At 33.8% G+C, this 25,821-nt stretch carries 22 protein-coding genes; 9 read left to right on the top strand and 13 right to left on the bottom strand.

Features of this window, described 5'->3' with window-relative positions:
• The first annotated feature begins 40 nt into the window (after positions 1–40).
• Complete coding sequence (locus NPX36_RS09360; protein ID WP_257498464.1) at positions 41–1,180, top strand: acyl-CoA dehydrogenase; 1,140 nt, start codon at positions 41–43, stop codon at positions 1,178–1,180.
• Positions 1,181–1,252: 72 nt separating this feature from the next.
• Positions 1,253–3,715, top strand: a complete 2,463-nt coding sequence (locus tag NPX36_RS09355) for a hybrid sensor histidine kinase/response regulator (RefSeq protein ID WP_257498463.1) — start codon at positions 1,253–1,255, stop codon at positions 3,713–3,715.
• Between the two features lie 458 nt (positions 3,716–4,173).
• Here the strand turns inward: NPX36_RS09355 and NPX36_RS09350 are convergent, their stop codons facing one another.
• The 3 genes from NPX36_RS09350 to NPX36_RS09340 all read right to left on the bottom strand — a co-directional run bounded on the left by NPX36_RS09350 (position 4,174) and on the right by NPX36_RS09340 (position 7,610).
• The gene (locus NPX36_RS09350; RefSeq protein WP_257498462.1) at positions 4,174–4,791 is read right to left on the bottom strand and encodes a porin family protein; all 618 of its coding nucleotides are present in this window, start codon (positions 4,789–4,791) and stop codon (positions 4,174–4,176) included.
• A 170-nt stretch (positions 4,792–4,961) separates the two neighbouring features.
• Positions 4,962–7,241, bottom strand: a complete 2,280-nt coding sequence (locus tag NPX36_RS09345; RefSeq protein ID WP_257498461.1) for a M56 family metallopeptidase — start codon at positions 7,239–7,241, stop codon at positions 4,962–4,964.
• A 3-nt stretch (positions 7,242–7,244) separates the two neighbouring features.
• The gene (locus NPX36_RS09340) at positions 7,245–7,610 is read right to left on the bottom strand and encodes a BlaI/MecI/CopY family transcriptional regulator (protein ID WP_257498460.1); all 366 of its coding nucleotides are present in this window, start codon (positions 7,608–7,610) and stop codon (positions 7,245–7,247) included.
• A 132-nt stretch (positions 7,611–7,742) separates the two neighbouring features.
• Between NPX36_RS09340 and NPX36_RS09335 the strand changes: the two genes are divergently transcribed.
• Positions 7,743–10,133, top strand: coding sequence for a GAF domain-containing protein (locus NPX36_RS09335; protein WP_257498459.1), 2,391 nt, complete (start codon positions 7,743–7,745; stop codon positions 10,131–10,133).
• On the opposite strand, the gene NPX36_RS09330 is transcribed toward NPX36_RS09335, so the two are convergent.
• Positions 10,120–11,301 carry a Pycsar system effector family protein gene (locus tag NPX36_RS09330; protein WP_257498458.1) on the bottom strand — a complete coding sequence of 394 codons (1,182 nt, stop codon included), beginning with the start codon at positions 11,299–11,301 and terminating at the stop codon, positions 10,120–10,122. The genes NPX36_RS09335 and NPX36_RS09330 overlap by 14 nt on opposite strands.
• Before the next feature lie 26 nt (positions 11,302–11,327).
• Here NPX36_RS09330 and NPX36_RS09325 point away from each other — a divergent pair, with 26 nt between their 5' ends.
• A complete protein-coding gene (locus NPX36_RS09325) occupies positions 11,328–15,020 on the top strand; it encodes a metallophosphoesterase (RefSeq protein ID WP_257498457.1) in 3,693 nt (1,230 codons plus the stop codon).
• On the opposite strand, the gene NPX36_RS09320 is transcribed toward NPX36_RS09325, so the two are convergent.
• The 3 genes from NPX36_RS09320 to NPX36_RS09310 are packed head-to-tail and all read right to left on the bottom strand — an operon-like array spanning position 15,017 to position 17,053.
• Positions 15,017–15,883, bottom strand: a complete 867-nt coding sequence (locus tag NPX36_RS09320) for a hypothetical protein (RefSeq protein ID WP_257498456.1) — start codon at positions 15,881–15,883, stop codon at positions 15,017–15,019. The two genes, NPX36_RS09325 and NPX36_RS09320, sit on opposite strands and share 4 nt — an antisense overlap.
• Positions 15,884–15,927: 44 nt before the next feature.
• A complete protein-coding gene (locus NPX36_RS09315) occupies positions 15,928–16,389 on the bottom strand; it encodes a hypothetical protein (RefSeq protein ID WP_257498455.1) in 462 nt (153 codons plus the stop codon).
• A 40-nt stretch (positions 16,390–16,429) separates the two neighbouring features.
• Positions 16,430–17,053 (bottom strand): hypothetical protein, encoded by a 624-nt coding sequence (locus NPX36_RS09310; RefSeq protein ID WP_257498454.1) that lies wholly within the window; start codon positions 17,051–17,053, stop codon positions 16,430–16,432.
• 59 nt (positions 17,054–17,112) lie between these two features.
• On the opposite strand from NPX36_RS09310, the gene NPX36_RS09305 reads away from it, so the two are divergent.
• From NPX36_RS09305 to NPX36_RS09295, 3 genes are read left to right on the top strand one after another with little or no spacing between them, the layout of a single operon-like run.
• Complete coding sequence (locus tag NPX36_RS09305) at positions 17,113–17,697, top strand: DUF1684 domain-containing protein (RefSeq protein WP_257498453.1); 585 nt, start codon at positions 17,113–17,115, stop codon at positions 17,695–17,697.
• Positions 17,698–17,700: 3 nt separating this feature from the next.
• Positions 17,701–18,336, top strand: a complete 636-nt coding sequence (locus NPX36_RS09300) for a TatD family hydrolase (protein ID WP_257498452.1) — start codon at positions 17,701–17,703, stop codon at positions 18,334–18,336.
• 49 nt (positions 18,337–18,385) lie between these two features.
• Complete coding sequence (locus NPX36_RS09295) at positions 18,386–19,114, top strand: tRNA threonylcarbamoyladenosine dehydratase (RefSeq protein WP_257498451.1); 729 nt, start codon at positions 18,386–18,388, stop codon at positions 19,112–19,114.
• A gap of 64 nt (positions 19,115–19,178) precedes the next feature.
• Here NPX36_RS09295 and NPX36_RS09290 read toward each other — a convergent pair whose 3' ends face one another.
• A complete protein-coding gene (locus tag NPX36_RS09290) occupies positions 19,179–20,087 on the bottom strand; it encodes a pseudouridine synthase (RefSeq protein WP_257498450.1) in 909 nt (302 codons plus the stop codon).
• Between the two features lie 70 nt (positions 20,088–20,157).
• On the opposite strand from NPX36_RS09290, the gene NPX36_RS09285 reads away from it, so the two are divergent.
• A complete protein-coding gene (locus NPX36_RS09285; RefSeq protein WP_257498449.1) occupies positions 20,158–20,628 on the top strand; it encodes a hypothetical protein in 471 nt (156 codons plus the stop codon).
• Positions 20,629–20,680: 52 nt separating this feature from the next.
• Positions 20,681–21,052: a hypothetical protein gene (locus NPX36_RS09280; protein ID WP_257498448.1), complete on the top strand. Its 372-nt coding sequence runs from the start codon at positions 20,681–20,683 to the stop codon at positions 21,050–21,052.
• Here NPX36_RS09280 and NPX36_RS09275 read toward each other — a convergent pair.
• The 5 genes from NPX36_RS09275 to NPX36_RS09255 all read right to left on the bottom strand — a co-directional run bounded on the left by NPX36_RS09275 (position 21,043) and on the right by NPX36_RS09255 (position 25,756).
• Positions 21,043–21,966 carry a geranylgeranylglycerol-phosphate geranylgeranyltransferase gene (locus NPX36_RS09275; protein ID WP_397376469.1) on the bottom strand — a complete coding sequence of 308 codons (924 nt, stop codon included), beginning with the start codon at positions 21,964–21,966 and terminating at the stop codon, positions 21,043–21,045. The two genes, NPX36_RS09280 and NPX36_RS09275, sit on opposite strands and share 10 nt — an antisense overlap.
• 5 nt (positions 21,967–21,971) lie before the next feature.
• Entirely contained in the window at positions 21,972–22,910 is a 939-nt protein-coding gene (locus NPX36_RS09270) for a mevalonate kinase family protein (RefSeq protein WP_257498446.1), read from the bottom strand.
• Positions 22,911–22,963: 53 nt separating this feature from the next.
• Positions 22,964–23,308 (bottom strand): cysteine-rich CWC family protein, encoded by a 345-nt coding sequence (locus tag NPX36_RS09265; RefSeq protein ID WP_257498445.1) that lies wholly within the window; start codon positions 23,306–23,308, stop codon positions 22,964–22,966.
• A gap of 72 nt (positions 23,309–23,380) precedes the next feature.
• Positions 23,381–24,460: a diphosphomevalonate/mevalonate 3,5-bisphosphate decarboxylase family protein gene (locus NPX36_RS09260; protein ID WP_257498444.1), complete on the bottom strand. Its 1,080-nt coding sequence runs from the start codon at positions 24,458–24,460 to the stop codon at positions 23,381–23,383.
• 75 nt (positions 24,461–24,535) lie between these two features.
• On the bottom strand, positions 24,536–25,756 hold the full coding sequence (locus tag NPX36_RS09255) for a BaiN/RdsA family NAD(P)/FAD-dependent oxidoreductase (protein WP_257498443.1): 1,221 nt from the start codon (positions 25,754–25,756) through the stop codon (positions 24,536–24,538).
• Between the last annotated feature and the right edge of the window lie 65 nt (positions 25,757–25,821).

Here is a 25,821-nt window from a genome sequence, read left to right as displayed (position 1 = left end):
GATGCGGAAATTAAATATGTTTACAAAAACAATAAAATAGATGGATTTTAAATTAACTGAAGAGCAATTAATGATTCAACAAGCTGCTCGTGATTTCGCTCAAACTGAATTATTACCTGGAGTTATTGAACGTGACGAGCACTCAAAATTTCCTGCTGAAGCAGTAAAAAAAATGGGTGAGCTTGGTTTTTTAGGAATGATGGTTGATCCAAAATATGGCGGTGCTGGTTTAGACAGTGTTTCGTATGTTTTGGCAATGGAAGAAATTGCTAAAGTTGATGCATCGGCAGCAGTGGTTATGTCTGTTAACAACTCGTTGGTTTGTGCAGGTATGGAAAAATACTGTTCTGAAGAGCAAAAACAAAAATATTTGGTGCCATTAGCATCTGGTGAAGTAATTGGTGCTTTTTGTTTATCAGAGCCAGAAGCTGGATCTGATGCTACCTCACAAAAAACAACAGCTGTTGACATGGGCGACCATTATTTGCTGAACGGTACAAAAAACTGGATCACAAACGGCGGAACAGCTTCTACTTATTTAGTGATTGCACACACACATCCTGAAAAAGGACATAAAGGAATCAACGCTTTTATTGTTGAAAAAGGATGGCCAGGTTTTGAAATTGGTCCAAAAGAAAAGAAAATGGGTATTCGTGGAAGCGACACTCATTCTTTAATGTTTACTGATGTGAAAGTTCCGAAAGAAAACAGAATTGGCGAAGACGGTTTTGGTTTTGCTTTTGCAATGAACGTTTTAAACGGCGGACGTATTGGTATTGCATCGCAAGCTTTAGGTATTGCGCAAGGTGCTTACGAATTGTCTTTAAAATATGCGAAAGAGCGCAAAGCGTTTAAAACCGAAATTATTAACCACCAAGCAATTGCTTTTAAATTGGCAGATATGGCGGTAAACATCACAGCTGCACGTATGTTGTGTATGAAAGCTGCTGCTGAAAAAGACAATGGCGAAGATATTTCTATTTCTGGTGCTATGGCAAAATTGTTTGCATCACAAACAGCGATGGATACAACGGTAGAAGCAGTTCAAATTCACGGTGGTAACGGTTATGTAAGCGAATACCATGTAGAACGTATGATGCGCGATGCAAAAATCACCCAGATTTACGAAGGAACTTCAGAAATCCAAAAAATTGTAATTTCAAGAGGAATTGCTAAATAAGCAACCTTAAATATATTGTAAAAAAGGCTATCGTTTCGATAGTCTTTTTTATTTTTATAAAAAATTTGCCCAATGACCACCGAACAAACCCTAAAAATCAAGTTGACGCTTGGATATATTTTGTTGATTTCGATATTTTCTGTCTCGATTCTTTATATTCTTAACGAGGTTAAAAACCTGAATGTTTCTAAAGACGATATTCTTTCAGAGAATACAAAAGTGATCCAATTAGGAACCATTGTAAGTGATTTATACGCTACGGAAAACACCGGCAGATTGGCATTGCTTTCCTACAGCAAAACAGATGCTGCCAAATACCACACGCAATTAGATTCGCTTATTCAAAACATTGAAATTTTTAAACAAAACAACGTTCAGGATGAAAGCTTGCATCAAAAGCTAGATACAATTATTGATTTAATCAACCTTAAAAGTTTAACTTTTGATCAGGTTTTAGATGTGCAGTCGAAATATGCCCAATTTAATGTATATGAAAATGCAAAGTCTGAAATTAAGCAAATTCAAAAGCTAAAAGAAGAACAAACCATTAAAATTGACACCACTGTTGAACGACCTAATTTTTGGTCGCGCTTAAAAAACCGCTTTAAAGACAATGAAAAAGTGATTAAAGAAGTGCTTGTTGAAGAAAACGACAAACTGGCACAACAACAAATAGAGCATCAAAGAAAAATAAACGCAGCCACAGAATCGGTACTTGACAAGGCAAAAAAAGAAGAGAACAAACTGCTGAAACAGTATTATTTAAAAGAAGAATTGCTCATAAAACGCAACAAAAAACTCACCGAAGAGTTGCGTGAAATTTTGAACCAGGTAGAAAAAATCATTATTCAAAATTCGTCGATAAATTATGAATCTTCGAAGGAAAAAATAGACGCTGTTAGCAACAATATTGCAAAAATTGGGATTGTAATTTCGATAGTGGCCTTGGTTTTTGGATTTATTATCTTGATTGATTTGAACAAATCGGCACGCAACAAGCAAAAATTAGAAAAGCTGAATGGCGATATGCAAGATTTAATCAAACAAAAAAGTTTTTTTATGGCCACTATTTCACACGATATGGTGTCGCCCATTAATTCGCTATTGGGATTTTCGGCTTTATTGCAAAATTCATTAAAAACCCCTAAACAAAAAGAATTTCTTAAAAACATTATTCATTCCACTAAATACATCAAAAAAATGGTGGACGATTTATCGCTTTTTTCCAATTTGGAATTCAACAAAATAAAGTTAAAGAAAGGGAAATTTAATTTCAATGAATTGCTTCAAAACATTTATAACAACCTAAAAAACAGTGCCGAACGCAAAAAAATAGATTTAATTTTTAATATCGATGAGCAATTGAACACGGCTTTCTATTCCGATTCTTTTAGAATACAACAAATTCTCACCAATGTTATTTCGAATGCTATAAAATTCACGCACCACGGCAGTGTAACTGTTGATGCCACCTTGGAAAACAATAGTGCTAAATTTAAAATTACCGATACCGGAATTGGTATAAAAACCGAAAATAAAGACGATTTGTTTGTAGAATTTATGCAGGCTCATGACAATTCAGAGAACAATTACGGCGGTTCTGGCTTGGGGTTAAACATCACCAAACGCTTGGTGAACTTGCTAAAAGGGGCTATTTCGTTTGAAAGCGAGTACAATAAAGGAACTGTTTTTTATATTGATATTCCTTTGGAATTGTTTGAAGAAAGCAAAGAAGTGAAAACCGTTAACGAGTTTGAATACGACAATGCCAAAAAATTAGAAAATAAAAAGATTTTAGTGATTGATGACGATCCGCTGCAGTTAAAATTAATCGAAGAGATTTTCAGCAATAAAGTGAAAAAACTCACTACGATTGAAAACGGAAAATTAGCTAAAAAAATATTACAAGAAGAACAATATCAGTTGATAATAACCGATATGCAAATGCCTTTTTACAGCGGCATTAAAGTGATTGAAGACATTCGCTCGTTAGAAAATTATAAAGATATTCCTGTGATTGCGCTTACCGGAAAAATTGATTTTGACGAACATGAATATCAAAAACTGGGTTTTAATTTTTACATGAAAAAACCTTTAAATATCAATACGCTTTATAATGTGATTTATAAAATGTTGCGTATTAAAAATAAACATTCGCAGACTGTTCCCAACGAAAATTCTTCTACTATGTCCTTAAAAAACGAGTTGTTTGATTTAACGGATTTATTTACGCTGTTAGAAAACGACAAAAACGCTGCCCAACAAATTTTAAATGCCTTTTTTGAAAGTTATAAAACCGATATAGAGAAGATTCAACGTGCTTTTGAAGCAAATGATTTGGAAACGGTGAAACAAACTGCTCACAAAATGCTGCCTATGTTTAGGCAATTAAAAATAGCGCAAATTGCAAACCGCCTTCTTCTTTTAGAACAAAAAACGGAGGAATTATCGACTGATGAAATGGCCAATCAAATTGAAGCGATTCGGACTGAAACGCCTGCTATTTTAAATGAAATTGCAGCGATTATTGCTTAATGATGTTGGTTTTAAAAGATTTTTATGTGGGTTAAATTTTAACAGTTTATTGTTCTAAAAATAAGTTACATTTGTTTTTTAAATTTGAAATTATGCAATACGTATATTTAGCAATGGCGGCGATTGTGCTGGTTTTATTTGGCTACAAAAAACTTACTGCTGCTAAAAAAACAGATGAGTATCTTCCGAAGAACGAGAAGAAATAAATATTTTTTAGCAAATATTGGCATAACCTTGAAATGTTTAATCTATTTCAAGGTTTTTTTTTTGCTGAATTTTTTCTTTGTTCCGGGGATTTGCAATAGGGATTGAGCGATTGTTGGAGCTCTTTGTTTTTGCAAAAAAACAAAAGCGACTCGCGAAAGCCCGGCCCTGCAACGGAGTGGAAGGGATTGCCCTAATTTTTATCATAAAAAAAAAATCCATCGGTGTTAAGGATGGATTTCTGAAGGTTTTTGTTATTGTTTTTTAAAGCGGTATTGTACGCCTAGACCAACGTTTAGGTAGCTTCCTGATCCTTGATTTATAGCTGAACCATCAAAACCGTAATCTTGGCTGAATTGGTTTACGAAAGTGGCATCGATAAATACGGCAAATTGTGAATTGAAGTTGTATTTTGGCATGATTCCGATTTGTGCAACTCCTACCATGTCTTTTCCGCTTCCTTGCTCGCTTTTTCCTGATGCGGCACCAAAACCGGCGTGTGCGGTTACGTCAAAGGGTTGCATCATTCCGTTTACAGCTGTAAAAATGTTGTAGGTAGCTTCTAAGGTTAATTTGCTGTAGCTTACACCTAAATTGTCGAAATCTTTGTGCTTAAAGTTGGAGTTTGCAAAAGTTCCGCGAACGCCCCACACCTCGTCTATATGGTAAGTTAGACCTGCTTGGAAAAAGTTGAACCCGCTGTAGTCGCTGGTTGTTATTCCTTCGTTTGGACTTAAAGCGTTGTTTAATCCATACTGAGCTTCGATGCTTAGGTTGTCAAAAACGCTAACAGGTGCATTTGACTGTGCATTGACCTGACTTACAGCCAAAAGGCATGTGGCTATTAAAACACTTTTAAATGTCTTTTTCATAAAATTTTGTTTTGTTTTGTTTTAAAAACGTGCAATTTACGGTTTTAGTATAAACAATTATAATTTTTTTGATGGATATTTGTTGTTTTTTTAGCGAATATGTAATTGGGGTTTTTCTAAACTTCCCAACTTTTGTGATGGTTTATGGTTAATAAAAACTATTTAGTGTGTTAATAATCTTCAGACAACTCCACTTTTGTACCATCTTCACGAGTTATAGATGCTGATATTTTAGTGATTTTGAATTGTTCATCTTCGATTTTCTTAATTTCTTTTACGTCGTTGAAGATAGATGTCACTGTTTCTAAATCTTTTTTAATTTGTTTTAACTTTTCTATTTCTTTTTTTCGCTCTTTTAGCTTCTGTTTACGTTCGGCAAGCAATTCCTTTTTTTTGTTAACTAGTGCTTCCCTTTTTTGTTGTGCTTGTTTATTTTGATTGAGCGAAACTTTCTTCTTAGCTTTTGTTGTTACTACAATCACACCGTCTTTTTTAGTAGCAGCGTATTTTTCTTTAGATTTTTGATCTTTTAGAATTGTTATTTGATCTATATCTTCAGGGTTGATTTTATGAAAACTATCTTCTAATACAATCTGATCATCAACAACATACACTATATTATTTGTTACAACCCTATTATAACTAGAACCAAATAGTGATTCTTTATCGTTTGAATCTTCAACTTTTACAATTTTTCCATTCGCATCTTTGTAAACAGTTCTTTTAGTATTTGGTTTGTCTCCATCTTTATACAAAGTATAAATTTCTTCAACTGTTCTATATTGTGACGGATTATAAGGTCTGGTTACATTAACTGTTGAATAATCATATATACTGTTTGATAAACGTAAAGGTTCGCTAGACAACTCGTTGTTCGCAATAATTTTTACTTTGGTTGGTTCCCCTTTAATAATTACTGTTTTATCTTGTTTTAATAAGTTATTCACTTTTTCAGAGTCCTTAGTAGGCAATTGAATTTTTTTCTTTATTGGTTTGCTTGACAACACATGGGAAGCATCACTACTTGTTGACAATAATAGCGATAAACCTTTTTTAGAATTGGTATCAAGATTTAAACTCATTGACTGGATTTTGCTGTTATCAAAATTTTTAAGTTGTTTTTTACTAAAAGCAACGCCATCAATAATTACAGGGAATTTTGACACAACTTCATCAAAAACTTGTCTGTTGGTTTTTAGAGTTTCTGCATTAAATGAAACCTCTTCTTCTTTCAAAATGATTTCATTATATTCTACTTTATCTGAAACTACATCTAAGGTATATCCACTACCCTTTTTATAAATATGAAGTTTAAAAGGTTCAAAAGGTTTACCATTTTCAGCTGAATATCTTCCGAATATAATTGGATGCTCCTTAACATAAGATATTTTAATATCTGTTAAATCACCATCTTTATTTCGTTTTAAATCGTAGAAATTAACTTCGAAGTCGATTTCTTTTCGTAATTTTTTTGTCACACTTTCATAGTATTCATCGTCATATTTACTATGAATCTGAATATAAAAAGAATCTTCTAACGTGTCACCTTCAGAAATTTCCTGCACTTCGATATGCTCTCTAATTTGTGCTACTGTTTCTGTTTGAAACATAACAAAGAAAGCTACTAAAACCGGGGCTGCTAATAATAATTTTAATCTGTTCATACGAGTTGATTTTTTAGAGTTTAATTGTAAAATGCGACTTTTTATATCGCTTGTGTGGTACGCATTTGCAAATTGGATGTTTTTTTGTACCTGAAACTGCAACAAACTTTTTTGATACAAAACAGGTTCGGTTTTTTGCACCATTTGCTCGTCAACAATATATTCTAGGTTGTTGTTTATCTGTCTTTGCATTACTTTTACCAACGGATTGAACCAGAAAACCGCAGCAATCACTTCAATTAACATAAGATCAAAGGTGTGTTTTTGGTTTAGGTGGATGCGCTCATGGTCTAAAATCAATTGATGATTTTTCCACTGAAAAAAGTCTTCTGGTACCACAATCCATCGATAAAAAGAGTAAACTACTTTTTGTTCTAACGTTATTTTGATGTTGGATGCACCGCTATTGGGCATTTTTTTTATAGAATAATATAGTTTTGCTAATACATATATTTTTTTGATGAGCAATACCAAGCTTATAAATAGCATTAAATAAACAGCAATTTGTTGAATATCAATTGTTTTTAAAAAACTTGTTTCTGCGGCAACTTCATTAATAATTTCATTTTCGCCATTATTTATAGAATATTCAACAGGAATTGGATCTACCCAAACCGTTTTTGTGAATGATATAAAAGGAGCGATTGCCGAAACAACAATTGATCCAATTAGATACCAACGGTTTAGCTGATAAAATGTTTCTTTTTTCAAGAATATACTATAGAATAAAACGAAAAAAACAAGCAGCAGATTTGCTTTTAATAAGTATTCAAGAAACGGATGCATAGGCTAACTTTTTTGATTGTCTTCAATAATCTTCATTAGTTCATCGATTTCTGTTGGTGTTAATTTCTCTTCTTTAACGAAATAGTTTACCATATTTGAAACCGAATTGCCAAAATATTTTTTAATAGAATCTTTCACAAAAACCCCACGATAAGCTTCTAAACTAACCAGTGGATAATATTGATGCGATTTTCCATAACTTTTATGTGCTAAAAAGCCCTTTTCTTCTAACAACCGTACAATGGTTGAAAGAGTGTTATAATGAGGTTTGGGTTCAGGCATCTCGTCTAAAATATCGTTTACAAATACTTTTTTTAGTTGCCATATAATTTGCATGATTTCCTCTTCTTTATTGGTCAGTTTTTCCATAATTCCAATTTTGATAATACAAATTTAAACTAAAATTTTAGTTACACAACTATTTTTTTAGTTTTTAAACTATTTTTTTAGTTACTAGCAAACAAATCATCCAAAATTGTACCTTTGTGAAAAGTTTTTTCTATGAGCGAAGAGTTGAATTTAGGTCTTGATTATTTCAACGAAAGTCCGTTGTATTCTGTTATTTCTTTTCATAAAGTGATTGATGCTTTGCAGGAAATTGCAAAAGAAACCGAAACGCCTTATCGCGCTATTTATGCTCAATCATTACTGGAAGATGTTGCAAAAGTACCTCAACTATACACCGGAATTACCTCTAAAAAAGAGATTTACGATAATTTACCTTTAATTCACAACTTATTAGCAGACCTTTTTCCTACTGCTTTAACGCACAATGAAATAAAGGCGGTGAGTTTACCGTTGCAAAATTTCAATTTTAATTTCACACAGCGTTTTCAAAAAATAATCAACGAAGCGGGGGAAGCTTTTGAAATTAATTTTCGCGAATTTAATAGCGATGAATACTATATTTTTAGCTGTTGTATTATTCTAAACAGTTGGTATGGCGAAAATTTCGATGTTTCAAGACCAATGTTTTACGATATACCTGATAAAAACGGCGTTATTAAGCATTACAGAATCACGTTGAATGTAGATTTTACCGAATTAATTCCAACAGAAAAGGCGCAGGAAATTACCCCAGAAGATATTAAAACACTGAAACGCAATTACAATAATATTGCCATTTGGAAAGAAAAATTTCCAATTAATAGTTGGATTTTGAAAGGATTTGGTATCATCACGCTAACCGATGTAACCACCGAAAACACTATATCAAACATTAAAACAAATCTTTTAAAACCCGGTCAGGAAGGTATGAGTATTACCGCGGGTAAAGAAATTTTTCAATCTATTTTTAAACAAAAAGATATTGATTATGGGATTTTCTTTGTAAACGATATCCATTTTGACTTTATCGATTTGCCGCTGGCAGCCGATTTTAAAAGTGTTTTTAAACTTCCTAAAAATACCCCAAAAGACATTGTTGCTGCTGCAAAAAAGTTTTTTAAACAATTTAACAATGCGATTAATTATTACTGTGTAACCGACATTTTAGAACTGTATCACCAAAAAGATTGGTTGCCTTATTTAAAATATTTGGAATCAAAAAATATTCGCAGTTTTATTCTGGCTCCCATTAAAAAAACCGATGCTTATCAGGCATATATAGAACTCACAAGCGGCACTCCTTTTGCCTTGCACACAGTAAACGCAAATAAGCTAAACGATGTAATGCCACTTATCAACGACACGTTTGTTAAATATCAAATCGATGTAAAAAACGAACTTGATGCGATCATTCAGCGCGAATATACCAATTTTCACCCAAGCGTAAACTGGAAGTTTGAAGAGCAAGCAAAAAACTATTATTTTGCAAAAACACACAACAAAGAAGCCGTTTTAAAAGAAATTGTCTTTGATGCAATTTATCCGTTGTATGGTGAAACCGATATTCAATCATCAACCAAACTACGAAACAAAGCCATGCTTGCAGATTTGCGCAAGCAATTAAAAGAAATTTTGAAAGTGCTTGAAGCCATTAAACCCATTGAAAATTCCATATTATTTCAGCAACGAATCAATGAAATTGCTTATTTTCAAAATCAATTAAAAACGCATCATTTTGTAGCAGAAAGCCAAATTTATCGCTACATAACCGATACCATTCACCCTCTTTTTAAACAATTAAGCGAAAAAGACGAATTTAGCGCAATTATTGAAAAATATAAGGAGCATTTAGATGAAAAACATGAGCTTTTTTGGCATCAACGCAAAAAATATGAAATGGCTTTACAAACTGTAAACAAGCAACTTACCGACATTTTAGATAGTGAACAAATTGCTGCACAAAAATTGTATCCCCATTATTTTGAACGTTTTAGAACAGATGGTGTGGAACACAATTTGTTTATTGGCAACAGCATCACACCTACACAAATTTATGACATTATGTACCTGCACAATTTGCGCTTATGGCAATTGCAAGTCATGTGCAAAGCTGTGGTGATGCATCAGTATTTAAAGCCTCAGTTACATTTTGATATGCAATTAACGAGTTTAATTTTAGCATACAACGAACCTATTTCGATTAAGTTTAGAATGGATGAAAAAAGGTTTGATGTGGAAAGCAATGACGATGTTCGGTTTGAACTTATTAAAAAACGCTTGGCAAAGGCTTTGATTAAAAACACCCAAGAGCGCTTGGTACAAGCAAATCAACTAACCATTGTTTATCTAAGCGATGCAGACAAAATTGATTATCTAAGTTATATCGATTTTTTAAAAAACAAACAATACCTTATTGGCGAAACCGAATTTATTACTGTTGAAGATCTGCAAGGCATCACCGATTTGAAAGCCTTGCGGGTGCGCATCAATAAAGATTTTAACACAGCTGATTTTAAAGTGTTCACTTATACCGATTATGTTGATTATTTAACTAAATCCGTATAAAAGCAAAACAAAATGCGGCTACCGAAATTATAATTCCATACATAAAAACCGTGTAGGCTATACTCAATCTTTTGTATTTTTTATTTAAAACCAAACCTAAAAAATACAAATCTTTGATGAGTGTATCATATAAATAATCGCGATCTTTCATTAAATCGTTCATCGCCTCGTTAAAATCGGTCAATTGCAATTGATGAAAATTTCCAAAGAACAAAATATTCGCTTTGCGCTGTTCAATATCTGCTTTGCTAATGGTATTTGAACTCACTTTTGGTTTTGTTGCCAAAATGGTATAAACAATTGTTACCACGCTAAAAATCAACAATATAAAAGTAGGTATTATTAAATGTGCATTACTTGGACTGTCTAATTTTGGTATAATTACCGTTAGCGATATGGTGATTAGTATAGAATTTACGGACAACAAAATATTGGCTTTGCTGTCTGCAATGGCACTTAATTGGGTGTGGTTGTTCAAAGTTACACGAAACAAGGTATCTATACCACGTTCTGGCCGCTCTAATTTTTCTAACTTCTTTGCTTTTAACTCTTTGCTTTTGCCTTTTTTATTGTTCTTTAACTTTTCTAGATTTTCACGGATTTTTGAAAGATTTTTTTCTTTTTTAGGCTGCCAGTTTTGTTTGGCATAATCGGTGAAAAAATAATGTTTTTGGGTTAGAAAAATTAAATTTTCGTTGCACCAATCCACTTCTGCAATTTGCTTGTCGCAGGTTTTTTCAATTTCAACTTTTAGCAATTCTGCCAATTCACTGTAATTATCTAGCGTAAAATGATAAAAATCGGCATCTTTCATGCACATTTCTAATAAATTCTCAGGAAAATGAGCACATTTTGTAGCTAAAATAAGGCTACACACTTTCTCTGTATCTACTGTTTCAAATTGGTATTCCGCAAGAAAATCTTTAAAAATTGCACAACTTTTTTCTTCGTGATTTTCGCATCCATCCACATAGCCCGAATCGTGAAACCAAGCAGCAAGTCTCAATGCAGTGGCATCGGGCTCTAAAATAGACATGCCGCTGATCAACTCATTTACAGCTGTCACCACTCGCAAAGTATGCAAATAATCATGATACATATATTCAGAAGATAGTTTATCTTTGAACAGCTTAAAAATATATGATTCGGCTTTTAATAAAAGTTCCATTGACGGTTTTTTTACAAATTAAAATTATGAAATTTAACTTACATATTGCAAAGATATCTGCTTTTGCTTTAATTCTTTTTTTGATGAATGCTTGTGCATCTTTTCATGAACAAGTGGGTAAGGAATTTTCGCGCGATATGATTACTAACGATGGCAAAGGTAATTTATTGCATGAAATTGTTGTTGTGGGCGATGCAGGAAATGCCGATGAACCAAAAGCACAGCAATTATTGCAAACAGTTGAAGGTTATCTAAAACAAGAAAACAACCCGAAGACTTTGCTTTTCATGGGTGATAATATTTATCCTTTGGGGATGCCTAAACCGAAAGATAAAAACCGGGAAACGGCCGAAGAAAAATTAGACGCACAAATCAATTTGGCGGAATTTGTAAAGGGTCAAACAATTTTTTTGGCTGGAAACCACGATTGGTACCACGGACTTGATGGCTTAATGGAACAAAAAGAATATGTTGAAAAAAAATTGGGTAAAAACGCTTTTCTTCCAAAAAAATATGAAGCAATTGATGTGGTTGAAATCAATGATCAACTTATTATTATCACCATTGACAGCGAATGGTTTATTCAAAATTGGGACAAATATCCCAATATAAACGAAGAAAGTGCCGTTAAAACGCGTGAGGATTTTTTTGAAGAATTTCGAAGTTTAATCAATAAAAATCAAAACAAAGTTACCGTAGTAGCCATCCACCACCCTATTTTGACAAATGGAACACACGGAGGCTTTTTTTCTGCCCGAAATCATCTTTTTCCTTATAAAAAAATGCCTTTGCCGGTTTTGGGAAGTATTGCAAACTACCTTCGAAAAACATCGGGTGCAAGTCCGGCAGATACGCAACACACCTACTACAGAATGATGATTGATCGCTTAAAAACGCTTACAAAAGACAAAGAGCAAGTGGTTTTTGTTTCGGGGCATGAACACAATTTGCAGTATATCGAAAATGATGGTATTAAACAACTCATTAGCGGTGCCGGATCAAAAATCGAAGAAGCACGAAGCGTGCAACCAACAAGTTATTCCATCGGAAGTTTGGGATTTGCCACTTTAAAAATTTACAAAGACAATCACGTAGATGTGTTTCTTCATAAAATGACCGAATTGGGTGAGGAAGTTGTTTTCAAGAAAACCATTATGTGTCCGGATGATTACGAGGCAAATTTTCCGGAAGTCACCGAAAAAACAATCATGGCATCGGTTTATCCATTAGAAGCTACAAAGAAATCAAATACTTACAGATTTCTTTTCGGCAATCATTACCGAAGCATTTACGGAACCAAAGTAAACGCAAATGTGGCCAATTTGGAAACACTATACGGCGGTTTAAAACCTGTAATTTCAGGTGGTGGCAATCAATCAATGTCGTTATGGTTAGAAGATAAAAACGGAAAACAATTTGTAATGCGGGGCCTGCGTAAAAGTTCCAAACAGTTTTTGCAATCGGCCATTTTTAAAGACACTTATATTGAAGATCAATTAGAAGACACCTATGTTTTAGATTTTATCGATGATTATTACACCACTTCTCACCCCTACACGGCATTTATCTTAGGTCAATTGTCTGATGCGGTGCAATTGTATCACACCAATCCAAAGCTTTATTTCGTTCCCAAACAAAATGCACTGGGCAAATACAATGCTACTTATGGAAACGAATTGTATATGATTGAAGAACGCCCACACAAATCGCAGGCAGATGTTCCTTCTTTGGGAAAAGGAGCGGATATCATCAGCACCCAAGAATTACTTGTGAATTTGGAAAAAGATGCAAAATATAAAGTTGATACTAAAATGTATCTACGTGCCCGAATGTTTGATTTTTTAATTGGCGATTGGGACAGACATGCCGATCAGTGGCGTTGGGTGGAGCAAAAAACCGACCACAAAGTGATTTATCAGCCTATTCCAAGAGACCGCGACCAAGCTTTTGCAAAAATCGATGGAAAATTGCTCATGCTTGCAAATAAATTGAATCCGTTGCGCCACATGCAACATTTTAAAGGCAATTATGGCAAACCACGATGGATTACCAAGTCGGCTTTTCCGCTGGATAAAGTTTTTCTTCAAAACACCACTTTACAAGATTGGCAACAAAGCGCCGAAGAAGTGGTAAAAGGCATGAACGATCAAGTGATTGAAGATGCTTTTAACAACTTACCTAAGGAAATCCGCAACCAATACAGCGATGATATCATTGAAATTTTAAAAGAACGCCGATCAAAATTAGTTGCTTTTTCGGGTAAATATTACAAAGAATTGTTTAAATACGGCGTTGTTACTGGAACCAATAAAAAGGATTCATTGGTTATAAACACTTCAAAAGACAAAGTAGCAATTGAGCATTACCGCACAAAAAAATCTACCGATACATTGATGCATTCTTATACTTATTATCCAAAAACTACAAAAGAAATCTGGGTGTATGGTTTAGACGATGATGATGCCATTAAAGTGACGGGAGAAAAATCATCAATTCGCTTAAAATTAGTCGGCGGAAAAAACCATGATGTGTATCAAATCAATTCAAAAACAAACACTAAAATATTCGATTATGCATCAAAACCAATTACAATCGAAGAAAAAGGAAATGCACGTGTGGTGTTGCGCGATCAATACAATTTAAATCAATATGATTACCGCAAAGCACCTTTAAATATTTTAGCCATTTTGCCGGATGCTGGTTACAATCGCGACAACGGAGTGATGTTGGGCTTAAACGGAACTTACACTATTAGAAAATTCAACCAAAACCCATATTCGCAAAAGCATCAACTACGCATTAAATTTAATTTTGCCACATCAGGAATTTTTGCAGCTTACAAAGGCAGTTTTAAAGATTATTCCAACACAGGCTATTGGAATATAGAGGCATTGGCTACTTCATCAAACTTTACCAGAAACTTTTTTGGATTTGATAATTTAGCAACCTATAATAAAGATGCTTTTAGAGATAATTATTACCGAGTTCGAACTTCGCAAATGGAACTAAAACCGGCTTACGAATGGAAAGGCCGCAACGGAAGTTCGTTTTTAATTGGTGCAACGTATGAATCTGTTAAAATCGAAGAAACCAATAACCGCTTAATTGATGAGCAACTGCTTATTAATTTATTCGATACCTACACCCGAACCGATTTTGTGGGAACACGCATTAAATACCAATTCGAGAATTACGATAACACACAAGAACCTACGGTTGGATTAGGATTTATGCTGCTGTTTGGAAACCGTTTCTTTGTAGATGATTTTAGTAAAACACACCAGTATTTAAACACCAAATTAAATTTTGTAACGCCAATTTCGAACAATAAAAAACTTACATGGTCTTCTACTTATTCCTTAGAGAAAGTTTTTGGCAATGATTATAAATTTTACCAAGCTGCTACTTTGGGTGCGAATAATGGTTTACGAGGTTACCGCCAACAGCGTTTTATGGGCGATACATCGTTTGTAACCAGCCAAGATATTCGTTATAAAATGAAACATATTACCAATGGCATATTGCCTTTGAGTTATGGATTATATGCCGGATACGACCTGGGCAAGGTATGGAATAAATGGAACCCAAACAATAAATGGTACCACAGTTATGGCGGCGGTTTATGGTTAAATGCCTTAGATTCTTTTACGGCTTACGGAGGTATATTCACCAGCAAAGAAAACAGTTTAGTGAGTTTTGGTATTGGTTTTACTTTTTAGTTTACTTGCAATGCAAAAACTTTTCCTCCGTCTTTGCCTTTTTCCTTTTCATCTGCCACAAAAAGCTCTTGGTTATTTTTAAAAGTTATCGCTTCTTTTTGCGAATAATGTCCCAATTCTTTTATCGTAATATTTTCTTGATTGAAAGAAGCATCGTTTTCAAATGGAATCAACAGCACTTTATCATGCGTTAACAATGCTATTTGGTTGCCGTCTTTGTTCATTGCCGCACCTGTGATAGCACAGCTTTTAAAATTTCTGCAGGTTTTTAAAACAGCTATTTTCTGAGCTTTGAAATTCCCTGCTTTATTCGGAATTTTATAAACAAAAAAAGACCCATCAAATCCTTTTGCTCTGTTTTTGGTAAACAGATAAAATGCGTCGGTAGTGGTTACAAAGGCTTCACAATCGTACCACAAATTACTTTTTTTCGGTGGAAAATCAGTTTGATCTTCATAAAAAAAAGTAGTTTCTTGTACCACATCAACCGTTTTTAAATGTAGCTGTGAGGCATCAATCTTTAGAATACGCAAATCTTTACGCTTGTTTTCGTTATTTCCAAAGTTGCCAATATAAATATTTCCAAAACTGTCTTGCGATAAATCTTCCCAATCCGTATTCTTTTGATTATTCACAAAAACCGAATGTTTAAAAGCACCATCAACCGAATATACATACAATTCCGGTGGATTGCCTTTATCTTGCAACATCCACAATTGCTGAGTTGGCTCTTGATAAATCATTCCTGATATTTCTGTATGTTTTTTATCCAACGAAAAAAACTCTTTCAATTGATGCTCGTGCGATTTGGAGGAACACGCATACAGTAACGAAATACCAAAAAACAGGATATATTTTTTCATTTTGTGGTTTATAAAAAAAGGCTTTAAAAGCCTTTCTTGTTCAATTATATAATTTCATAATCAATATTCTCGGAAAATGCTGCTCTACTATTTTTATTATTTTTAATAGAAAAACGCTTCGATTCTTTTCCTTGTCTTTTATCTTGAAAAAAAGAAATGCCAAATGGCAAAAGCTTTAAATCGTCGGTTCCAAAAGTTAAAGTTTCCCATTTTCCGTTACTCAAATACATAAGCTCTATGTACTCTAATCGATTGCGGTTGAATTTTTGGTTTACAAACGAAATTTTAATTCCATGGTTTTCTGCTAGCTGCTCAATCTCTTTTAAATCGTTTAGTGACGAGCTTCCCGAAACTTTTATCAAACCTGTACTACTGCCAATAAATTCATATGTAACCGCATAATTATTAGGTAGTTGCTTTTCTGTTTCTTCTAATTTCGCATAAGATTCTTGTGCACTTGCAAAGAAACCCATTAACCCAATAATACTACAAACAATTTTTTTCATTTTTATATTTTCTAATTGTAACGAAAAAAGTGACTGTTTATTATAATTCCTTTTTAATTTGTTTTTCATTTTGCTCTGCAGGCACTTCTAAGAATTGCTTAGCTTCGTCTCTAAAATCTTTAAAAAATTCTTGAAACCTTTGTTGCGAAGCCTGCATTTGCTGATACACTTCTTCTAATTCTTCACTGAAATTTGAAAATTCGGATTGGAAATTAAATGTTTTTTCTGATAAAGAATCAAATGCTGAAAATGGATTTTTAGAAATACTATTTACACCCATTTTTGCTGAATTAGTAGCGAGTTGCACATCGTATTTATCACCTTCGATTTTGGTAATGCGTATAGCAAATGGGTCAATAGCTCGATCCGAATTTTTAATTGATCTCATAAACGATTGATTTCCGTTTATGAGTTGCATGCGTATGGCAACGATTTTATTATCAATTGTCTTTACATTTTCAAATGTTACATGTATGTTGTAATTTTTTTGCAACATTTCTTCAATTTCTTTAAGATCTTTTAGCGTGGTATCTGCATTAATCTCTACAGAAAATGTTGTTTGAACACTGTCAACAGTATGTGCAGATTGCGCTTCTTGAGCAAAACCAATGCCACTAAGCATAAAAAATGCTACGAACAACCAAGTAATTTTAAAATTTTTCATTTCAATTCTTATTTAAAGAGTTAAACAAAATAAATAGTAAATTTGAATAAAAAAATAACATGCGAAAATTACTGATTTTTTTTCTTTTATACAGCAATTTAACTTTTTCTCAACAATCTGAAAAGGAAGTGCTTGCTTATCAAAAGGCACTCAACGAATCATATCTTAATCAAGAAACTACTCCTTTAAAAACAGATGAGTTGAAGGATTTTAAAGGATTAAATTTCTATCCATATAATAAAAAATTTGTAGTTAAGGCCCGATTAGAACGTTTAAAAAAGCAAGCTGTTTTTAAAATGCCAACTTCTGGAAAACACACTCCAAATTACAAACGTTTCGGAATTTTACATTTCACGATTGATGATGTAAATTATCAATTAGAAGTGTATCAAAATATAGAACTTATAAAGCGAAAAGGCTTCAAAAAACACTTGTTTCTGCCTTTTATCGATGAAACCAGCGGAAATGAAACCTACGGAGCCGGACGTTATTTAGATATTGAAATTCCTGATGGAAACGAAATTGTACTTGATTTTAACAAAGCCTATCATCCATATTGTGCTTATACAATTGGTTATTCATGCCCAATAACGCCCGATGTGAACTTTTTGAATACCGCAATTACGGCTGGTGTAAAATTCTAGCTCATGTATTACAATATTCACACCCACCATTTTTCAAACAATAATGAAATTGTAGAATTAGTAAATCAATATCCAAACGAAATAAATACAGAATTACCGCATTTCACAGTAGGCATTCATCCATGGTATATCAATGAAGAAAACTTTTTGAATGACATGGCAGCAATTGAGCATGCGATACATCTTCCCAATTTTAAAGCAGTTGGCGAATGCGGTTTAGACAAAAGGATTACAACTTCGATTGAAATTCAGAAAAAAATAGTGATTCCGCAATTGCTTTTGGCCGAAAAACATAAAAAACCAGTAATTTTGCACTGCGTTGCTGCCTATCAAGAAATCATTGAGATTAAAAAAGATCTAAAACTAACTATTCCTATGATTATTCATGGCTTTTCAAAAAACAGTCAGGTAGCTGAGAGTTTAGTTAACAATGGGTTTTATTTATCGTTTGGAAAATATTTGTTGCAAAACCCCGACTTGGAAATGGTGCTGAAAACCATTCCGCTCAATCGGCTTTTTTTTGAAACAGATATGATTGATCAAACAATTTTTGAAGTGTATAGCAAAGCAAAAAGTGTTTTAAATATCAATTTAGAACCTATAATTGCAGAAAATTATAACCGAGTTTTTAACCAGTAAAACGGAATCGATTTTTCGATCGAAGAAGTTTTACACAATTTATTTTTAGATGGCTGTTTGGCAAGAAAGAGCAGAATTATTATTTAAACCAGAGGGAATTGAAGCTTTGCAAAAGGCAAATGTATTAATTGTTGGCTTAGGAGGTGTTGGATCGTTTGCAGCAGAATTTATAGTGCGTGCAGGTGTTGGAAATGTAACTATTGTGGATGGCGACACGGTAGATATCACCAATATAAACCGACAATTACCAGCGTTGCACAGCACGGTTGGTCAACCAAAGGTAGAGATTGTGGGCAACCGCTTAATGGATATAAATCCGAAATTAAATTTAACACGTATTCAAGAATTTGTATCTCCCGAACGTGCCCATGAAATTGTAACTTCCGAATACGATTACGTTTTAGATTGTATTGACAGTATCACGCCAAAATTGCACTTAATAGTAGCCGCGAAAAAAGCACGTGTAAAAGTAATTTCAAACATGGGAGCCGGTGGAAAAATGCTTGCCAGCAAAGTGGTTGTTAAAGATATTAGCAAAACCGATGTATGTCCTTTAGCAAAAGTAGTGCGTAAACGCTTGCGAAAAATGGGCGTAAAAAGTGGGGTAAAAGCCGTTTTTTCTTTAGAAAAACCAGATGAAAGCAGTTTAAAAATGACCGACGGAACCAACTTTAAAAAATCATTTTTTGGAACCAATAGTTGGATGCCGGGCTTATTTGGACTTCACAGCGCCGAAACCGTGATTAGACATTTATTGGCAACAAAAACGGAGTGGTAAAAAAATACTCTTCCAGCATTATAAAAAAAGCCGTTTCAATCTTTTGTTTGAAACGGCTTTTCATTTATTTTATATTTTTAAGATTTATGACTTCTTGTTCGGTAAGAAAACGCCATTGTCCGCGGGCAATACCCCATTTGGTTAATCCAGCATACATCACACGGTCTAATTTTATCACGTTGTAGCCCAATTTTTCAAAAACGGCACGAACCACTTTTACGTTTGATGTTTTTACTTTTATGCCTACTTCGCTTTTTGGTTGATTTTCTACATACGAAATTTCTTCCACCCAAACTTTATGTTCGTTGATATAAACACCTGTTTGAATTTTCTCTAAATCGTCGAATTTTAAGTTTTTATCTAACGAAACCTGATAAAGTTTTGAAGAATGCTGTGCGGCATTTGTAAATTTCTGAATCATTTCGTTGTCGTTTGTAAACAACAATAGCCCCACTGTGCTTTTATCCATTCTACCCACTGGTTTTAAGATCGATGTGGAAGCATTGCGAACCAAATCATACACGCTAGAAACATTTTCATCGTCTGAGGTAGAAAAACCTTTCGGCTTGTTCAATAAAACATATACTTTTTTTTCTGGGTTTAATAAAACTCCATCAAAAACCACTTTATCGTTTGGTTTTACTTTGTAGCCCATTTCGGTGATAACCTCTCCATTTACAGTGACATTTCCCGATTGAATGTACAAGTCTGCATCTCGACGTGAACACACACCTGAATTGGACACATATTTGTTTAAACGGATGGTATCATCTTTAACCGTTGTAGTTTTTAAGGCTTTTGAGGGCTTGTCGTTGGTCCATTTTTTAAACGGTTTGTCGTCTTTTTTAAATGGTTTACCAAATTTTGAGCCCGATGCCGATCCACCTTGTTTGCTTTTATCGTAAGATCCCTTTTTAGAAAAAGAAGATTTTTTATTATTTTTATTGCCGTTATTTCCGCCTTGCGTATTCATTAAAAAAATTTTTACAAAGATACGAGAATATTTAGCATCTTTACCATAAGTTTTAAATTGTAAAAACGTTATGAAAAATAAATGGGTTATCCTTATTTTAATTCAGGCAATTATTAGTTTGGTTGCCGGAATTTTATTGTCGAAAATGTCAATTATTGGCCGCATTGGCGTGTCAACTGTTTATACCGAATATGCTTTTATGAAACATTGGTATAAAGGTTTTGCCGCGGTTTTTGTGATTCAACTGCTTTTAATCGCTATTCTGTGGATTGTGAAACGCACCACCACTTTTAAAAACTTTAGCATTGTAAATTTAGTTTTTATCATTTTGGGGTTAATCGGTCTTATCTATACTTTTTACGATTTCACATCAACCAGCCATCAGTATATGAACAGTCAGTTTCATGCAGGCGGCTATTTGTTTTGGGCGGGATGGTTTGTAACGTGTATTTTTTTCTTTTTTGCCCGTGTGAAGCCAAAGCCTGCGGTTACACCTATAAATACATCAGAAGTTACCAATAGTGATGACTTAAATTTATAGTAGCACATACTATTTTTCTTAAATATTGCGTTGATAATTAAAACCCTAGTTTATGAAAAATAGTATTTCGTTTCTTTCAAATTTTGTAGAATATCTATTGATAATTGCTGTGCTTATTTATTGGCATGGAACATCAAACCTATTAAATCCTTTTGCGATTGGGTTATTGGCTGTTCTCATTTTTCAACTTATTTTTAAAAACAATGTTGTAGGTGTATTGATAGCTTGTACACTGATTTTGTTGTCTATGTATATGCTTTTGGCTCTTTTTTCAGAAGTAAATGAATTTGAAAGTTTTAACAGCAATGCACAAAGATTGCTGTTTATTGGACTTGCTTATTTTTTAGGAACAATCATTGTTGCAACTTTAATGATATGGAAATATCTCGTTAAATCAAATCCTAAAACAATTGTTTATAAATAAGGCACTACGAGGTTTTTCCCATTGATGATTACATTTGGATCGATCAAAACAATGGAAAGCACTCCTAAAATGATAATCAGTTTTAATAAAATATGCAACTTTTTGTATTCAATTTGCGAGGATGCTTGATATAAAAAAATTAAAAAGGCCAATAGCAACCCACTGCTTACATAAAAATAGTATTGCATATAACCTATTTTATAGTAAGCAATTAACGCAAATGCAGGTACTAAAGTAAGCAACACCAAAAAAGTAATTAAACTTTTTGAGACTTTGCTTCCAAAACGTACCGGTATGGTTTGATAATTATTGGCGAAATCGCCTTTTAAATTTTCTAAATCTTTTACCGATTCTTTAATAAAAAGGATTAAATAGAGATAAAAGCCATGAGCGAAAATGCCCCAACTAAAATTTTGAAAGTGCATTAAAATTCCAAAAAATGGAATTAAAACCAAGAGCGATGCCGTGATATTTCCCACAATTGGAAACTTTTTCAACTTGTGTGAATAAAACCATAACAAGAAAATATAAACAGCATAAAAAAATGCAGCCCGCCACGAAACCAACCAAGCAATAGCAACACTTAAAAAATTTAAGAAAAAATAAACCCGAAGCTGAGTGGTTTTACTAATTTTTTTATCGAGTATTGATTTATAAGGTCGGTTGATAAGATCTTTTTCGGTATCGTAAAAATTATTGATGATGTATCCAGATGCAATTGCAAGCGAACTACTGAAAATGATTAAAAACAAACCACCGTCTGTTAAAACAGTAATGGCTCTCGATTGAGAGCCAAAAATAAAGATTGCCGATAAGTATTGTGCCAACACTACAACAGCTATATTGTATCCACGAACAACCGAAAAGAAACTAAGAAATTTTAATAATGTTCTTTTGAGTTTTCGTTTTTGTATCATTTTTAAAACTTGTAAACCAATTCTAATTTATAATCTTTTAACGCTTCCTTAGCTTTATCATAATCAGGTGCAAAACCTAAAATGTAGCCTCCTCCACCCGATCCGCACAATTTCAAATAATAATCATTGCTATCAATTCCTTGTTGCCAAACGTGGTGAAATTTTTCAGGAATCATTGGTTTAAAGTGGCTCAATGCAATCTTAGAAAGCTCTTTAGTGTTTTGGTACAAGGTCTTAAAATCGCCTTTCAAAAAGTTTTCAACAGCTGCATCGGTATATTTGGCAAACTGTGATTTCATCATATTTCTAAAACCTTCATTTTTAAGGTTATCCATAAAAATAGTGACCATTGGTGCGGTTTCGCCAACCATTTCAGAATCAATTAAAAACACAGCACCCTTTCCTTCTTCTTTTTGCGATGGAATGCCAGTTGGTTCGATATGATCTTTTGAATTGATTAAAATAGGTAAACTTAAATAACTATTTAAAGGATCTAATCCAGAAGATGTGCCGTGAAAAAACGATTCCATTCTACCGAAAATTTTCTTCAAAACAAGTAATTTTTCTCGGTTTAAATTTTCTAAAACAGTGATTTTATCAGTTGCATATTTATCGTAAATCGCAGCCACTAAAGCACCGCTGCTTCCTACACCGTATCCTTGTGGAATACTGGAATCGAAATACATACCAGCTTCTACATCTTTGTTTAAAGCTTCCATATCAAACTGAACCAACTCTGGCTCGTTTGCCATTAACTGGTTCAAATAGGTTGCAAATGCTTTTAAACTTTTGTTCGATTTTTGCGTAATCTCGGTTTGATTTTCATCAATCTTCAACGCTCCGTTATAAAAATTATACGGAATTGCTAAGCCTTTAGAATCTTTAATAATTCCGTATTCGCCAAACAATAAGATCTTTGAGTAAAACAACGGACCTTTCATAATCATTCTATTTTGTAAAACAAATGTACAAATTTAATTAATAAGTTGGTTAATTATTTATGAATTCCATACACACAATGTCGGCAGCCGTTTTGGCAACACCTTCCTTTTAAATAATGATAGGTTTCTGTAAACACAAACAAGCCATTTTCTATGTAAAAATGCAAACCTTCCACCAACTCTGTTGGACGTTTTGGAAATTTATTGGTCAATGAAAACTTTGTGAGTTCATCGAACTTTTTTAGGCAGTCGTTACATAAACAATCGTGCCGTGTTTTTTCATATAAAAACGCAACAGTTTCATCTAAAAGCTCCACTTTTTGGCAATCGCAGTTTGCAATATCATCCACGTTGCAGGTGATGGTTTTGTGGCAATGGGTGCAGTTTTCGGTTTTCAATAGATTAATTTTTAAAAGCTGTAATTGTTTAATACCTATGAGGTTTTGATAGCTTGCAGAAAATTCATCCGATTATAATTCTATCGCTCCAAAGCCCATTTCATCATGTATAAATTGATTGTTTTGGCAGTATTTTGCTAATTCATTTGCAATAAATTTCTGAACTTCTTCTTTATAATCATTCGGGTACAACACATGTACGTTTGCACCTGCATCTAACGTAAAACAAACCGGAACATGGGTTGTTTCTCTGAATTTCCAGATTTGATTGATGATTTCCAAGGTATTTGGTTTCATTAAAATAAAATACGGCATCGAGGTCATCATCATGGCATGCAGCGTTAATGCTTCGCTTTCTACCAATGCAATAAATTCTGTTAAGTTGCCCGATTTTAAAATTTCTTTCAGCTTTGCAATATGTTCATGAGCTTGTTGAAAGCGACGTGCTGCAAATGGATGATTGTGCATTAATTCATGGCCCACGGTGCTAGAAACCTGCTTTTCGCCTTTATCAACCAATAAAATCGTATCTTGATAATTCTGGAAAACCGCATTTATTTCATACGGAAAATCAACTCCGAACAAATCAGAACTGTTTTCAATACTTTCGGTTGCTCCCCAAACTACAATGTTTCCTTTAATGCTTCGGCATGCACTCCCCGATCCTAAACGAGCCAATAAGGATGCTTTTTGCAAATAATATGCTTCGGTTTGGTTGGGGTGTATCAACTTTTCCAACGCCATGATATTTGCCGACAATGCCGCCATTCCCGACGCCGATGATGCAATACCAGAACTGTGTGGAAACGTATTTTTGGTATCAATCGTAAAATGATAATCTAAGATATACGGACACAAATCCTGAATGCGTTCGAAATACTTTTGAATTTTTGGTCGGAATGATTCTTTAGGTTGACCTTCAAATAGCAAATCAAACGAAATGTTTTTCTCTGTTTTTGGTTCGTATTGCAATGTGGTGACTGTTTTGCAGTTGTTCAAGGTGAAACTCAACGACGGATTTGCAGGAATTTGATGTTCTTTTTTGCCCCAATATTTTACCAAAGCAATATTGCTGGGTGCTGAAAAAGTAAACGAACCTTTGGTGGTTGGTTTTGTGTAGTTTGTAGTTTTGAATGTATCTAAAGTTGTCATTATATCTATTTAATTTTTTTTAGCTTTTGGTAAAATTGAAATGGCGTCACAGTAACTTTATTTCAAATAAATTTTTTAATATTTTGCTGCAATGGCATTCGCTGCTAAAAAACCTGTTGTCCAGGCATTTTGAAAATTAAAACCGCCAGTGATGGCATCAATATTTAAAATTTCGCCTGTAAAATACAAATTATCTTGCAATTTACTTTCCATTGTTTTAAAATTTACTTCTTTGAGGTCAATTCCGCCGGCCGTTACAAATTCGTCTTTAAACGTGCTTTTTCCGTTTACATTAAATGTGGCTTTGGTGAGTTGCTCTGCTAATTTTACCAACTGTTTTTTAGGTACATCTGCCCAAATCATTGCTTCTGTAATGCCTGATGCCTGAACCAATTGATGCCACAAACGCATGGTTAAGCCATAATGCGCATGTTTGTAAATTGTTTTTTTAGGATTATTTTGTTTCAATTGCATTAATTCATCTAAAACCTCATCAAAGACCAAATCATTGGTAAAATTAACGATTAGTTGAAACTGATAGTTTTTCTGGAACAATTCGCGTGCACCCCAAGCCGAAAGTCTTAAAATTGCAGGACCACTCATTCCCCAATGGGTAATAAGCAAAGGACCGCTTGCCTTTAAAGGAGCATCTTTTACTTTTAAAGAAACCATTTCGGTTGAAACACCCATTAAATCTTTAATGCGATCGTCTTTAATATTGAAAGTAAATAACGAAGGAACCGGATTTACAATTGTATGATTTACCGTTTTAAGCAAATCCCAAATTTTAACGTTGCTGCCCGTTGCCATAACCACTTGTTTTGCCTGGTAGGTTTCTTTAGATGTTTCGATTTTCCAAAGATTTTCCTCCTTAGAAAGTTGCTGCACAATGGTTTGTTTGATAACTTTAATATGGAGATTTTCAGCTTCGTTCAAAAAGCAATCGATAATGGTTTGAGAATTATCCGATTCTGGAAAAACCCTTCCATCTTCTTCTATTTTTAGCGACACACCGCGTTCACTGAACCATTCCATTACATCGCCTGTACAAAATGTATGAAAAGGCCCTTTTAACTCTTTCTCGCCCCGCGGGTAATACTTTGTTAGCATATTTGGAATAAAACACGCATGGGTTACATTGCAACGTCCGCCACCCGAAATTTTGACTTTAGAAAGCACTTCGTTGCTTCTTTCTAAAATTGCTATGCGAACATCTGGATTTTGCATTGCCAAGTTAATTGCCGTGAAAAAGCCCGAAGCACCACCGCCAATAATAATAACATCGAAATTGTGCATAATATTCTACAATATGTTCCACAAATTGTGGATTTAAAAAGATGAAACCTTCCTAAAGAGCCTAA

The organism is Paenimyroides aestuarii (assembly GCF_024628805.1).
Taxonomy (GTDB): Bacteria; Bacteroidota; Bacteroidia; order Flavobacteriales; family Flavobacteriaceae; genus Flavobacterium; species Flavobacterium aestuarii_A.
Note: the sequence above shows the minus strand (reverse complement) of the source record. Positions and strands in the feature narration are given on the sequence as shown.